Annotated in this window: 11 protein-coding genes; 9 read left to right on the forward strand and 2 right to left on the reverse strand. The window is 67.0% G+C overall.

Annotated elements, in window-relative coordinates; translation table 11 throughout:
- Positions 1 to 9: 9 nt before the first annotated feature.
- A complete protein-coding gene (kynU, locus tag ACTNFK_RS05840; protein WP_435935933.1) occupies positions 10 to 1,281 on the forward strand; it encodes a kynureninase in 1,272 nt (423 codons plus the stop codon).
- Here kynU and ACTNFK_RS05845 read toward each other — a convergent pair whose 3' ends face one another.
- On the reverse strand, positions 1,282 to 2,040 hold the full coding sequence (locus ACTNFK_RS05845) for an aminotransferase class IV (RefSeq protein WP_435935932.1): 759 nt from the start codon (positions 2,038 to 2,040) through the stop codon (positions 1,282 to 1,284).
- 49 nt (positions 2,041 to 2,089) lie between these two features.
- Between ACTNFK_RS05845 and ACTNFK_RS05850 the strand changes: the two genes are divergently transcribed.
- From ACTNFK_RS05850 to holA, 5 genes are all read left to right on the forward strand, one after another.
- Positions 2,090 to 3,484: an anthranilate synthase component I family protein gene (locus tag ACTNFK_RS05850; protein ID WP_435935991.1), complete on the forward strand. Its 1,395-nt coding sequence runs from the start codon at positions 2,090 to 2,092 to the stop codon at positions 3,482 to 3,484.
- Positions 3,485 to 3,554: 70 nt separating this feature from the next.
- Complete coding sequence (gene leuS / locus ACTNFK_RS05855) at positions 3,555 to 6,062, forward strand: leucine--tRNA ligase (RefSeq protein WP_435935931.1); 2,508 nt, start codon at positions 3,555 to 3,557, stop codon at positions 6,060 to 6,062.
- Between the two features lie 131 nt (positions 6,063 to 6,193).
- On the forward strand, positions 6,194 to 7,021 hold the full coding sequence (locus ACTNFK_RS05860; RefSeq protein ID WP_435935930.1) for a ComEA family DNA-binding protein: 828 nt from the start codon (positions 6,194 to 6,196) through the stop codon (positions 7,019 to 7,021).
- Positions 7,018 to 9,570, forward strand: coding sequence for a ComEC/Rec2 family competence protein (locus tag ACTNFK_RS05865; RefSeq protein ID WP_435935929.1), 2,553 nt, complete (start codon positions 7,018 to 7,020; stop codon positions 9,568 to 9,570). The genes ACTNFK_RS05860 and ACTNFK_RS05865 overlap by 4 nt, the downstream gene beginning before the upstream one ends.
- 9 nt (positions 9,571 to 9,579) lie before the next feature.
- Positions 9,580 to 10,599: a DNA polymerase III subunit delta gene (gene holA / locus ACTNFK_RS05870; protein WP_435935928.1), complete on the forward strand. Its 1,020-nt coding sequence runs from the start codon at positions 9,580 to 9,582 to the stop codon at positions 10,597 to 10,599.
- On the opposite strand, the gene ACTNFK_RS05875 is transcribed toward holA, so the two are convergent.
- The gene (locus ACTNFK_RS05875; protein WP_435935927.1) at positions 10,600 to 11,478 is read right to left on the reverse strand and encodes an acyl-CoA thioesterase; all 879 of its coding nucleotides are present in this window, start codon (positions 11,476 to 11,478) and stop codon (positions 10,600 to 10,602) included. It abuts the gene before it with no gap.
- A gap of 89 nt (positions 11,479 to 11,567) precedes the next feature.
- On the opposite strand from ACTNFK_RS05875, the gene ACTNFK_RS05880 reads away from it, so the two are divergent.
- From ACTNFK_RS05880 to metK, 3 genes are all read left to right on the forward strand, one after another.
- A complete protein-coding gene (locus ACTNFK_RS05880; RefSeq protein ID WP_435935926.1) occupies positions 11,568 to 12,227 on the forward strand; it encodes a DUF8185 domain-containing protein in 660 nt (219 codons plus the stop codon).
- Between the two features lie 60 nt (positions 12,228 to 12,287).
- Entirely contained in the window at positions 12,288 to 12,602 is a 315-nt protein-coding gene (gene rpoZ, locus ACTNFK_RS05885) for a DNA-directed RNA polymerase subunit omega (RefSeq protein WP_435935925.1), read from the forward strand.
- Positions 12,603 to 12,693: 91 nt separating this feature from the next.
- Positions 12,694 to 13,884 (forward strand): methionine adenosyltransferase, encoded by a 1,191-nt coding sequence (gene metK / locus ACTNFK_RS05890; RefSeq protein WP_435935924.1) that lies wholly within the window; start codon positions 12,694 to 12,696, stop codon positions 13,882 to 13,884.
- Positions 13,885 to 13,891 lie beyond the last annotated feature (7 nt).

Consider the following 13,891-nt stretch of genomic DNA (forward strand, 5'->3'; position numbering starts at 1 on the left):
AGCCACACCATGTCAGCAGCCGAACCGAGTCGTGACAGCCGTGACGCGTGCCTGCGCGCGGATGAGAGCGATCCGCTCGCTCAGTTTCGTGCCGAGTTCTCTCTCCCGGAGGGGGTCATCTACCTTGACGGGAACTCCCTCGGCGCGCGTCCCCGCGCCGCGGCAGAGCGGGCGCGAGAGGTACTTGAACAGGAATGGGGCCACGACCTCATCGGGAGCTGGAACAAGCATCACTGGTTCGACTTGCCGGTGCGGATCGGCGCGAAGGTCGCGCGCCTGGTCGGCGGCGACGCGGGCGAGTGCGTGGTGACCGACACGACCTCGATCAACATCTTCAAGACCCTGAGCGCGGCGCTTGACCTGCAGCGCGACGCCGACCCCAGCCGTCGAATCATCGTCTCCGAGCGCGAGAACTTCCCAACGGATCTGTATGTCGCGGAAGGACTCATCCGACTGCTCGACCGCGGATACGAGCTCCGGCTCATTGATGATCCCGCTGAGCTCGGAGCCGCGCTCGGGAGTGATGTCGCCGTCGCGTTGCTGACTCAGGTGAACTATCGCAGCGGTGAGTTGTGGGACATGGGCGCTGCCACCGAACTCGTGCATGCGGCGGGTGCTCTGGTGATTTGGGATCTGTGCCATTCGGCCGGGGCCGTTCCGATTAACCTGAGCGCGGCGAATGCGGATTTTGCGGTCGGCTGCACCTACAAATATCTGAATGGCGGGCCGGGATCGCCCGCATTTGTGTGGATCGCCGAGCGGCACCTCGCCGAGGCCCGGCAGCCGCTCAGCGGCTGGTGGGGGCACGCCCGTCCGTTCGAAATGAGGCCCGAGTTTGCCGCGGCCGAGGGCGCTCGACGATTCCTCAGCGGCACGCAGCCGATCCTCTCCCTGGCCACGGCCGAGGTCGGGATCGACATCGCCCTTCGCGTTGACGAAGACGCGGTGCGGGAGAAGTCGCTCGCGCTGACGGAGCTCTTCATGCGTCTGGTGGAGACTCGACTTGCGCACCACCCGTTGACGCTCATCACCCCGACCGACCCCGCGCGCCGGGGAAGCCACGTCAGCTACCGCCACCCCGAGGGCTTCGCGGTGATGAAGGCACTCATCGCGGAGGGCGTGATCGGCGATTATCGTGAGCCCGGGGTGCTTCGATTCGGCATCGCCCCGCTGTACGTGGGGTACGCGGATGTCTGGGATGCGGTGGAGACTCTGCGCCTGGTGCTCGATGAGGAACGCTGGCGTGCGCCAGAGTTCCAGGTGCGGGGGGCCGTCACCTAGTCACTCAGGGTGAAGCGGCTCCCAGGTCGCGTCCAGTGCCGCGCGGAAGGCGCTCAGGCGCGGCGAGTCCGGGTCTGGCATTGGCTCGCTGTCCGCCTGCGTGATCGGGCGAATGCCGTGGAGCGCGTTCACAGCCCAGGTCTCAAAGTGCGCGAGCCGGGTGAGCGAAAGTCTGCGGGAAGCCACCGGATACCCTGAGCGATGCGCGATGTCGAGCAGTAGTCGCTCGGTGACGGAGCTGACGCGCTCCTCGTCTGTGATCTGGCACAGCGTGTCGCCGTCCCACCACAGAATGCTCGTGGTGGCACCCTCGCGAATATTGCCGTGCGCATCAAGAAGCAACGCCTCGGCGCCGAGGTCACGGTTCAGTGCCATCAGGCGCTCGATGTTGGGGCCCTTGCGGCGTGGGTCGGTGAGGGAGAAGCCGTGCGCGGAGCGAACGGAAAGGTGATCGGAAAGCACTGGCAGCGGCCTCACGGCGAGGTGGAGCCGCACCGTGTCGTCCGACCGGCGCCAGAGTTCGAGCCGGGGGAAGCCCTCGCCAAACGCGGCGATGTCGGCGCGTGCCTGCGCAAGAAAGCCGGGCAGGGATTCCGCGAGCCAGGCGCGTTCGGTGGTGTCGCGAAGGCAGTCGGCCGCGGTGCGTGCGAAGCGTTCCGCGTGCAGACTCCAGCCGCGTACCTCCGCGCGTGCCCCGATTCCGCGCACGCGGAATGAATCGGCGGCCAGCAACTGGCCCGATCGATCCTGATCCGTCATCAATTCCTCCGCGGGATGGGTGCGGGAACAACACTACGCTGGAGGGGTGATGCAGCGAGGTGCGACATCTCGGCAGGTGCCGTGGCCGAGAGAGGTGGCGCTGGTTGCGCGCAGCCTCGCCCGCGACGGCGCCTGGTTTTGGCTCGATGGCGAGGCCAAGGTACCCGGCGAGGCCGCCGGACAGAGCTATCTTGGCTCGGCAAGCGACGTGCGCCGTGCGGAGCGAGGAAGAGAGCACGAGTTTCTCCGCATGTTGCGCGGCGAGCAGACAGTGGATCAGGGCGAGCGATCACCGGAGTTCCTCGGATGGGTGACCGCCCTGAGCTACGAGTTCGGGGTGGCGCTGCTGGGCCTCACTCCGCAGCCAGATGACGCAGTTCCGGGCTTCGCGCTCGCCGTCTCCACGGTGTTGATCCTGGATCACGGTACTGGGCGTGCCGAGCTCTCGGGTGAGAGTGAGGCCGCAATGGAGTCGTGGCTGGACCGCCACGGGGCGTCGCTTGGGGTGGAACAGATGGACACCGCTCACACCGATCCGCCCGATAGATTCCCGAGCCCGGCCGGTTCCGCGATCCACACCGAGTCACCGGATTCCGCTGCGACCACGGAAGCCCGCGCACAGACCTGGCGGCGAACCGAGCACGAGTATCGAGACCAGGTCGCGGCGTGCCGGGCTGCGATCGTCGACGGCGACGCCTACGTGCTGTGCCTCACCGATCGAGCCACGGTACACGGCAAACAGGATCCACTGTCGCTCTATCTGAAGCTACGCCTGGGCGGGTCGAGTTCGCGCGGCGGCGTCATCGTCGCGGGGGAGCGCTCGCTCGTGAGCGCGAGCCCGGAGCGCTTCCTCACGGTGTCGGCGGGGACGGTGACGACCCACCCGATCAAGGGCACGAGGCCCCGGGGCGCGAATGCGCGTGCGGACGCGGAGCTCGCGACGGAGCTCGCCGCCGACCCCAAGGAACGCGCGGAAAACCTCATGATCGTCGATCTCATGCGGAACGACCTCAGCCGAATCTGCGACCCGAACACGGTGGCCACCAGCGGTTTCTTGCGCGTCGAGACGCACCCACACGTGCATCAGTTGGTGAGTACCGTGTCGGGCAGGCTGCGTTCGGGGCTCGACGCGATCGACGCGGTCGCGGCTTGCTTCCCCGGGGGATCGATGACGGGGGCACCCAAGCGCCGCGCCGTGGAACTCCTCGCGGAAATCGAAGGCGAGCCGCGGGGTCTGTACTCGGGGTGCTTCGGGTGGATCGCCGGGGGCGATGCGGAACTCGCGATGACGATCCGCAGCATCGAGCTGCGGGGGCTCGGTACGAGTTCGGTCACCGCGTTCGTGGGCGCGGGGGGCGGGATCACCGCGGATTCCGATCCCGCGAGCGAAGAACGCGAGCGGCGCCTGAAGGCCGCCCCGCTGCTGGAAAAGCTCGCCCGGTAAACACCGGTATTCTTGAGTGATGTCTGCCTACGCATCGTAGGCACTCTTTCGAGCTAAACCAGAGGTGTGTGTGAGCGAGCAGCCAGTCGAGGGTTACGACTTCCAAGCGATCCAGGATCGTTGGCTTCCCGTGTGGGAAGAAATGCAACCCTTCGTGGTGAGCGCCGGCGAGAGCGACCGCCCGAAGAAGTACGTGCTCGACATGTTCCCGTACCCGTCCGGCGACCTGCACATGGGTCACGCCGAGGCGTTCTGCTTCGGCGACGTGATGGCCCGCTACTGGCGGGGGCGCGGCTACGATGTGCTGCACCCCATCGGCTGGGATTCGTTTGGGCTGCCCGCCGAGAACGCGGCAATCAAGCGTGGCGTCGATCCGCGCGAGTGGACCTACGCGAACATTGCGCAGCAAAAGGCCTCGTTTCGCGTCTACGCGCCGTCGTTCGACTGGAGCCGGGTGCTGCACACCAGCGACCCGGAATACTACAAGTGGAATCAGTGGCTCTTCCTGAAGCTCTACGAAAAGGGGCTCGCGTACCGCAAGGCGAGCTGGGTCAACTGGGACCCGGTAGACCAGACGGTGCTCGCGAACGAGCAGGTACTCGCAGACGGCACCTCCGAGCGATCGGGTGCGCAGGTCGTCAAGAAGAAGCTCACGCAGTGGTACTTCCGCATCACCGACTACGCGGATCGCCTCCTCGACGATCTCGATGCGCTTGAGGGCCAGTGGCCAACCAAGGTGCTCAACATGCAGCGCAACTGGATCGGCCGCTCCATCGGTGCGGAGGTCGAGTTCGAGATCGAGGGCCGCGAGGCGAAGGTTCCCGTCTTCACGACGCGCCCCGACACCCTGTACGGTGCCACCTTCATGGTCGTCGCCCCCGACTCCGATCTCGCGGCCGAACTCGCCGCGAGCGCATCCCCCGAGGTGCGCATGCAGTTTCAGGCATATCTCACCGAGGCGCAGAAGCAGACCGAGATCGATCGACAGAACGCCGATCGCGAGAAGACCGGCGTCTTCCTCGACCACTTCGCGACCAACCCCCTCACGGGTGAGCGCATTCCGGTCTGGGCATCCGATTACGTCCTGGCCGACTACGGCCACGGCGCGATCATGGCCGTGCCCGCACACGACCAGCGCGACCTCGACTTTGCCCTGCGGTTCGACCTGCCGGTGCGGGTGGTCGTCGACGTTCGTGGCGAAGACGGAGAGTCGCTTCCCGATCCCGCGCAGAGCGGGATCGCAACCGCTGGCAACGGCACCCTCGTCAACTCGGGTGAGCTCGACGGGCTCGCGAAGACCGAGGCCATTCAGCAGGCCATCGAGCTTCTCGAACGCCGTGGCACCGGGCGTGCCGCGAAAACCTATCGACTGCGCGACTGGCTGATCTCGCGGCAACGCTACTGGGGCACCCCCATCCCGATCCTGCACGGGGCCGATGGCGAGATGCGTCCCGTTTCCGAGAGCGAGCTGCCGGTGCGGCTGCCCTCCAGCGAGGGCCTCGATCTCAAGCCCAAGGGAAGCTCGCCGCTCGGCGCGGCAACCGAGTGGGGCACCGTGGTGGATCCGGACACGGGCGAGACCTGGACCCGCGACCCCGACACGATGGACACGTTCGTCGACAGCTCCTGGTACTACCTCCGGTTCCTCTCGGCGCAAGACAATACCCAGGCGTTTGACCCGGCCGAGGCGAAGCGCTGGGGCCCGATCGACCAGTACGCGGGCGGCGTCGAGCACGCGATCCTGCATCTGCTCTATTCCCGGTTCATCACGAAGGTGCTGCACGACCTGGGGTACCTCGATTTCCAGGAGCCCTTCACCGCACTGCTCAACCAAGGCATGGTGCTGCAAGACGGTGCCAAGATGTCGAAGTCGAAGGGCAACCTCGTCGAGTTCGCCTCCGAGCTCAGCGCGCACGGCGCCGACGCGTTGCGGGTGACGCTCGCGTTCGCGGGCCCGCCGGAAGACGACATCGACTGGGCCGACGTGTCGGTGCAGGGGTCGGCGAAGTTCCTCGCTCGTGCGTGGCGCGTCGCCAACGACGTGACATCCGAGCTGGGTGCCGATGCTTCCACCGGCGACGTGGCTCTGCGGCGCCACACGCACCGGTTGCTGGCGGATGCGCCCGGGCTCGTGGAACACTACAAGTTCAACGTGCTGGTCGCTCGCCTGATGGATCAGATCAACGTCACGCGCAAGGCAATCGACTCGGGGGCTGGGGCCGCCGACCCGGCCGTGCGTGAATCCGCCGAGGCTGTCTCGATCATCCTCTCCCTTTTTGCCCCGTATGCGGCAGAAGACATGTGGGCGCTGCTCGGGCATCAGCCGACGGTCGCGCTGCAGGTGTGGCCGGATGCCGACCCGGCGCTGCTCGTCGAAGATGAGATCACCCTCGTGGTGCAGGTCGATGGCAAGGTGCGCGATCGGCTCACGCTGCCCGCCTCGGTGAGCGAGGCCGACGCGGAAGCCGCGGCACGTGCCTCGGAATCGGTGCAGCGAGCGATCGGTGATCGGCAGATCGTCAACGTTGTCGTGCGCGTACCGAAGATCGTGAGCATCGCGACCAAGCCCGCGGGGTAGCCGCGCTCGCGGGTGCCCCTGGGGCGTGATTTCCCGCTCACACCTCGGTGAATCGGTGTGAACTCCTGAAGTTCTCCAGAGGAAGCCGAGACTGGGCGCTGGGACGGCCAGCCCACGCCTAGCGTGTGGGCATGGCCGTCCATCATCTCCCAACACCCGAGCCCCCGCCGGGCCGCCCGAGGTGGGGTCTGCGTCTCCCCGGCTTCGAGGCCGAGGGCCCGAGTGAACCACCCGAGCCCATCGATTGGCGCCCACCGCCGACGATGCGCGAGCGTGTGTTTCGCGCGGTGTCGGTGCCGGTACTGCTCGGCGCGGCGGTGTTCTCGCTCGCGGTCATCGTAGCCATCGTCTCGGTGTTCGTGCGCCCGAATCTTCCGGTGTCTGAAGACCTTGCCGATGCCACCGTTGCGACTGCGGAGGCCACTGGCGGCGCGGCAGGGCTGGGGGACGCGGCTTCGAACGCTGACTCAGCGAACTCGCCGAACCCGAACGGTTCGGGGTCAGTCGGCGGTCTCGCTGCCGGTGCCCCGGTCTTCGTGCACGTGGTGGGGGAGGTGCATGCGCCCGGCGTGGTGAAGCTTCCTGCCGGATCACGCGTGGAGGCCGCCATCGAGCTCGCCGGCGGAGCCACCCCCGGTGCGGTGCTTTCCGGGGTGAACCTGGCGCGAGTCGTGCAAGACGGTGAGCAGATTGTGGTGCCAAACGCGTCCGTAACCGCAACTGGGCCAAGCGGATCCACTCCACCAGCGGGCGGCACCGCGATCGGTTCGGTCATCAACCTCAACAGCGCAGACTTGGCGGCACTCGAATCCCTGCCGGGGGTCGGGCCAGCCCTCGCGCAGCGCATTCTCGACTGGCGATCCACGAACGGTCAGTTCGGAACCGTCGAACAACTCCTTGAAGTCGCCGGTATCGGCGCAAAGACGCTCGAGGGGCTTCGAGATCGTGTGACCGTGTGACGAGCCCCGACCTTCGCACCATCGCTGCTGGCGAATCTTCCACCGTCGACGGGCCGCCTCCGGGGCGATGGCGGTTGCTCGCGCCGGCGCTTACGAGTTGGGGGGTGTGTGCCTGGATGATCGTCACCCCCGGCGCGGCAATCTGGGTGATATGTGTAGTGGCGACGGCCGTCACGGCACTCCTGGTTCTGGCGCTCTGGTTCGGCGGTCGATGGCGATCCACCTGGGTCATTGTGGCGATCGGCTGCGCGCTGCTCGTACTGTTGGGCGGGCGGGTCGCCGCGGTGGAGCATGGGAGGTACGACCCGGCTTTCGTGCGGGCGGCGGCGGCCTCCGAGCGCATCACGCTCGAGGTGGATCTGGTGAGCTTTCCCCAGAGCTCCGCGGGGGAATTCGGCGCGCAGCGAAGCTGGGTGCGTGCTCAAGCGCCGGGTGCAAGGGGGAGCGTGCCTCTCCTGCTGTTCTTCGACGGAACACCGGAGGCGAACTGGGCCCCGGGAACCCGGATCAGGGTCACCGGTGTGCTCACCCGAACTCCGAGCGGAGATACGGCCGCCTACACGATGCGCGTGACCGAGTTCGCGATGGCCTTAGCGGCCGGTGCAGGACCCCAAGAGCGGTGGGCGCTGAGAATCGGTGAGGTTACTGTGGGCCTCCGAAACGGGCTGAGCACAGCGGCAGCACAAATTGATGGGGCGGAACTCGTGCCCGGCTTTGCCGTCGGAGATACCTCGCTCGTTTCCGACGATCTCGACGCGGCAATGCTCGAGAGCTCACTCACACACCTCACCGCGGTGTCCGGGGCGAACTGCGCGCTCGTCACGGGGGCCATCATGTGGCTGCTCGCGCGGATGGGTGCCGGGCGTCGGGTGCGCATCGCTGCAGCTGCGGGGGCGCTGGCCGGCTTTGTCACGATCGTGGGTCCCGACTCCAGCGTGCAGCGCGCCGCAGTCATGGCCACGGTCCTCCTGGTGTCGGGATTCGGCGGGAAGCGTGCCTCGTCGCTGCCTGCGCTCGGAGCGGCGATCGCGGTGCTCCTCCTCATCGACCCGTGGCAGGCGCTCCAGGCAGGTTTCGCCCTGTCTGTCGTGGCAACGGGAGGAATCCTTCTGCTGGCGACACCGATCGCGCTCTGGCTGCGCAGGCGCGTGCGGCTACCGCAGCTGCTTGCCCTTCCGATCGGTGTGGCGCTGGCCGCGCAAGTCGCGTGCGGGCCGTTCCTGTTGCTCCTACAACCCGGAATTCCCGCGGTGGGGGTGCTCGCCAATGTACTTGCCGCGCCCGCCGCGCCGCTCGGTACCGGACTCGGTCTGGTCGCGATGCTGCTCCTGCCGCTCAGCCCACCGCTGGCCCACGCGGCCCTCCTCTGCGCGAGCGTTCCTGCCCGGTGGGTGGCTGCGACCGCGGAGGTCGCCTCCGAGCTGCCCCTCGCACGTTGGTTCTGGCCCGAGGGCTGGGCCGGCGCACTGCTCTTGGCCGGGTGTCAGCTCGCTCTGCTCGCAGCCTGGGCCCTGCATCGGGGGTATCTGGCTCTACCGGGCGGAGTGCGGGCCCCGCGACGCAGGCCCTGGGCGAACATCGAGCCACCCGCACACTCACTGCGCATTGCTATCTGGGTGATCGCGTCCGCCTCGCTGGGCATCTTCGTCGCGGTCACCGTGATCACTCCTACGAGCGAGCGCTTCGACACCCCGGCGAACTGGGCGGTCGTTGCCTGCGATGTCGGGCAGGGCGATGCCGTGCTGGTGCGCGATCCGTCGGCTCCTGAGGAGGTGATGCTCGTAGATACGGGCGACGACGAAGAAAGACTCGAGGCCTGCCTCGATCGCTTCGGTGTGGATCGCATCGCCCTCCTCGTGCTTTCCCACGACGATCGCGATCACGTCGGGGCGCTCCCCGCGATCATCGCCCGGGTCGAGGCGGCACTCATCTCCCCAGCGTCGCTCGAGCAACGAGGTGAGGAGCGAGACGTGGTGCGACAGCTGCGCGTTGCGCGGGTGCCCACCACCACTGGCGTGGCGGGGCTCGCCGCGGGAGGTCGCGCGGGCGAGGCCGATGCGGCAGCTGGCCAGATTCCTGATCCAGGGGCTGAGTTTGAGCCTGCGCTTGCAGGCCTGAGGTGGGAGGTGTTGGCACCGCGGGCGGAGGTCACCCCCGCCGACACGAACTCGGCGAGCGTCGTGCTCATGGTTGATGCCGGCGACACGCGACTCCTGTTCCTCGGCGATACCGGGCTCGAGGAACAGCAAGAGATTCTGTCGCGAATCGATCAGCTTGAGGCTGACGTGATCAAGGTGTCACATCACGGGTCGCGAGACCAAGATCAGGGGCTGCCGGCTCGGGTGGGAGCTGCGTGGGCCCTCGTCTCCGTCGGAGCGGACAACGGGTATGGGCATCCCTCGGGCGACACGCTCGCCGCGCTGGCGCGCGCGGGCACGCGCACGCTCCGCACCGACACCTCCGGTTCGATTGCGCTCTCGCTAGATGGCGGTTCACTTCGTCCCTGGGTGGAGCGCCAGGCGGCCCCCGATGTCGGGGCTCACCCCTAAGCTGGTGGCGTGGCAGCAGCAGGCGGAAAGACGAAGATTGTGCAGCTGACGTTCGACGAGGCGAGACCCGCGCCCGTCGTGCTGATCAGTGGGCCCGAGCAGTTTCTCGCCGACCGCGCGAGTCGGGCGATCCGCGAGGCGCTGCACCATGCAGACCCAGCCCTCGAGGTGCATGACATCGACGCGCCAAGTTACGGCAGCGGTGAACTCTTCACGGTCGCCAGCCCCTCGCTCTTTGCCGACCCACGACTCATTCGGGTGGAGGGGGTCGAGAAGGCGAGCGATGCGTTCATCGAAGACGCGAAGCGGTACCTGTCCGAGCCGGCAGACGGGGCGACTCTCGTGCTCCGGCACGCCGGAGGGCAGCGCGGGAAGTCGCTCCTCGACGCCGTGCGCGGGGCTCCGGGGCAGGCCGCTGGTGCATGCGAGATCGTCTGCGCGGAGCTGAAGAAGGATGCCGAACGCCTCGGGTTCGCGCAGGGCGAGTTTCGACGACTCGGCGCGCAGGTGAGCCCGGGCGCGGTGCGGGCTCTGGTCGCCGCCTACGGTGGGTCGCTCGGCGAGCTCGCCGGGGCGATCGAGCAGCTGGTCACCGACGTGGGCCTCCGGCTGAACGAGAGCGATATCGAGCGAGTGACTGAGGGGCGCGTCGAAGCCGGCGCCTTCAAGGTGGCCGACGCGGCGACAGCTGGCCGCGCGGCGGATGCCCTGGTGCTGTTGCGGCACGCGCTGTCGACCGGCACCGATCCCATTCCGATGCTCGCGGCACTCAATATGAAGGTGCGCGGGATGGCGCGCGTCTACGGCGCGGTCGGCAGTAGCGGTCAACTCGCCAAAGAGTTCGGCATGGCACCCTGGCAAGTTGAGCGCGCATTGAAAGAAACGCGTGGGTGGCGCGAGAGCGATCTCGCACGGTGCATCGATCTTGCCGCCGAGACCGAGTGGCTGCTGAAGGGTGGCACCCGCGACCCGAACTATGCGCTCGAGCGCTATGTGCTGTTCGTCGCTCGGAAAGGGCGAGAGCGGTAGCTAGCTCTCGCTCCCCATTCCGGGGAGTCGGATCATGCTCTCCTGTGACACGCTGGCGACCAGCACGCCGGTGCGGTCGTAGAAGCGTCCGTGCGTGAGGCCCCGACCGCCCTGCGACGTTGGTGACTCAAGTACGTAGAGCAACCACTCATCGACGCGGAACGACCGATGAAACCACATCGCGTGGTCGAGGCTTGCCAAGCGTAACCCCGGAGTTGCCCAGGGGAGCCCGTGCTGACGCGCAACCGGCTCCACCAGCATGTAGTCACTCGCGAATGCAAGCGCCGCCGAGTGCAGCAATTGCGAATCGCCAAGTTGGTCGCGGCTGCGCATCCAGACCCGCTGCGTGTGGGTGCGATGCTCAACCTCAAACGTGATGTCGGGATCGATGTACCGAAAATCAAACGGTCGATTGAGAATCCACGATGCCCGACCCTCGTTCGCCAGGTGCCCGAACCGCTCCCACACGCTCGGCAGCTCGTCAGGTGTCGGCAGCCCGGAGAGATCGTACGGCTCCTGGTGTTCCAGCCCCTCAGCCTCCTCTTGGAAGGACGCGATCAGCGACATCAGCACTGCGCCGTTTTGGTAGGCCTGCACGCGCCGGGTCGAAAACGACCGACCGTCGTAGAGCCGGGCGACTTCGAAGGTCATACGCTCGTCTGCCACCCCCGGCCGCAGGAAATACCCGTGCATGGAGTGCAGCCCGCGCCCGTCGGGCGCCGTCTCGCCGGCCGCGGCCAGCGCCTGACCCAAGACCTGACCGCCGAACGAGCGACCGTGCGGGGTGGGGAGGGCTGGTCCGGTGAAGATATCTTCGTGGGTGCGCGCGCCGCTGTCGAGCACGGAGAGCATCGCGGTGAGGTCTGGTACGCCGGTCATTGCGCCTCCTGAACGTCGAGCGGGCGTGGCCGCGAAGCGGCCGATCCACTTCAGTCTATGGGTGGATCGCCCGCCACTAGGGTGGTGGGGTGACCACGCAGCTTGAGCTCGCCGACCATCAGACCAGAGACGACCTTCGGGTCTTTCTTGAGCGACTGCAGCGCGCGGGGCAACCGGAGGTGCGGATACTCACGCGGGGAGATGCCCTGGCCGTCTACGGATGCATTCAGGCACCAGCCGGGCTGCTGGACTCCGTGCCGGTGGTTCTCGGGATGCGGGCGTTCGCGCTGCGGCCCCGGCTCGACGCGGGGAACGATTCCGAGGTTGACCTCACGGTGTCTGGGAGGGCGTTGCTGGATCGCATGGCTCGCATGGGGCTGCTCGGGTTGCGCCTGGAATTGCCTGAGATGACGGTCGCCGCGGCGTGGGCAGGGATCTTGCCGCCCACGAGCGGGTGGGAGTCCGATGGGGTCATTGACGGGCCTTCCCTCAGTGCTGTCGCACAGCAAGGAATTACCCGGGTAGCGGAGGCGCTCCCGGCCGATCCGGGCGATCCACTCGTGCGTCAGGTACGACGTTCAGTGTGGGGTGTCGAGATCGCGCCGGGGGTGCCCGCGTCGGCGGCCTTCGCGGCAGAGGTGCTGGGGTTTCTCCCTGGCGAGCCCACGGCGACCGTCGCCCGCACACTCACGTGGACGCGGCTCAGTACCTCACGTGGCCACGTGCTGGTGCGCAACTTCCTCGGTTAACAGGTGCCCGCACGCGCGGGTGGGGTAGGATGATGAGGTTCAAGCGAAGGAGAAACGCCAATGGCACAGGTGAACGGCATTATCGATCCCCCCATCGACGACCTGCTCGAGAAGGTGGATTCGAAGTACGCCCTGGTGGTTTTCGCCTCGAAGCGCGCCCGTCAGATCAACGATTACTACACCGATCTGCACGACGGAAACCTGTTCGACAACGTCGGCCCGCTGGTCGACGCGTCGGTTGACGACAAGCCACTCTCGACGGCTCTGCACGAGATCGTGGAGGGCAAGTTGGTCATGACGCCCAAGAAGCCCGAGTCGGCAGAGTCATCACTCGCCGCGGCGCTCGATGAAGCTGAGGCTGCGAGCGCGGAGTAACACCCGCTTTCTTGTCAGTGGCGCCGGATAGGCTGGGTTTATCTCAGATCCGGCGCCATTGTCGTTTTCTCGCTCGTTCGAAAGGCAACCCGTGTCACTTCGCCAGTTCACCTCCGAATCGGTCACCGAGGGCCATCCAGACAAGATCTGCGACCGCATTTCCGACTCGATTCTTGATGCCATGCTTGAGCAAGATCCGGGCGCTCGAGTCGCGGTCGAGACGCTCGTCACGACGGGGCTCGTCCACGTGGCCGGCGAGGTGACCACCTCCGGCTACGTCGAGATCCCGCAGATTGTGCGCGCGGCGATTCGCGAGGTGGGGTACACCAGCAGCGACATGGGGTTCGACGCGAACTCATGCGGGGTGTCGATCTCCATCGGTCAGCAGTCACCAGACATCGCCAGCGGCGTCGATGCCTCGCTCGAGGTGCGCGAGGGCGAAGAGGGGGATCCGCTGAGCCTGCAGGGTGCTGGCGATCAGGGCATCATGTTCGGCTACGCCACCGACGAGACACCCGAATTGCACCCCCTGCCGAGCTGGCTGTCGCACCGCCTCGCGGAGCGCCTCACCGAGGTGCGCAAGACCGGCGTGCTCCCGTATCTTCGGCCTGATGGCAAGACCCAGGTGACGATCGGGTACGACGGAGACAGGCCGGCGACCATCGAAGCGGTCGTGCTCTCGACGCAGCACTCGGTCGAGATCAGTCAGGCCGACCTGCGCGCCGACATCGAGCGTGAGGTGATTCGCCCGGTATTGGGGCGTGTGGAACTGGCGAGCGATCAGGCGCAGCTGTTCATTAACCCCGCCGGCCCCTTCGTCATCGGCGGGCCCATGGGAGATGCGGGTCTGACCGGCCGCAAGATCATCATCGATACCTACGGTGGCGCGAGTCGGCACGGCGGCGGGGCATTCAGCGGGAAAGACCCCTCGAAGGTGGACCGCTCGGCGGCCTACGCGATGCGTTGGGTGGCAAAACACGTGGTCGCGGCCGGTCTTGCCCGTCGAGCCGAACTGCAGGTGGCCTATGCCATCGGTCGTGCGCACCCGGTGGGGCTGTACGTTGAGACGTTTGGTACAGAGTCGGTGCCTGTGGATCGCATTGAGCGCGCCGTGCGTGAGGTCTTCGACCTGCGGCCACTCGCGATTATTCGCGATCTCGACCTCCTGCGCCCGATCTACGCGCAGACCAGCGCCTATGGGCATTTTGGGCGCAACCTGCCGGAGTTCACGTGGGAGAAGACTCCGCGTGTCGTAGAATTGCGCGCGGCAGCCGGGCTATAGCCCGCGC

Source organism: Leucobacter fengyongliangi (assembly GCF_052386045.1).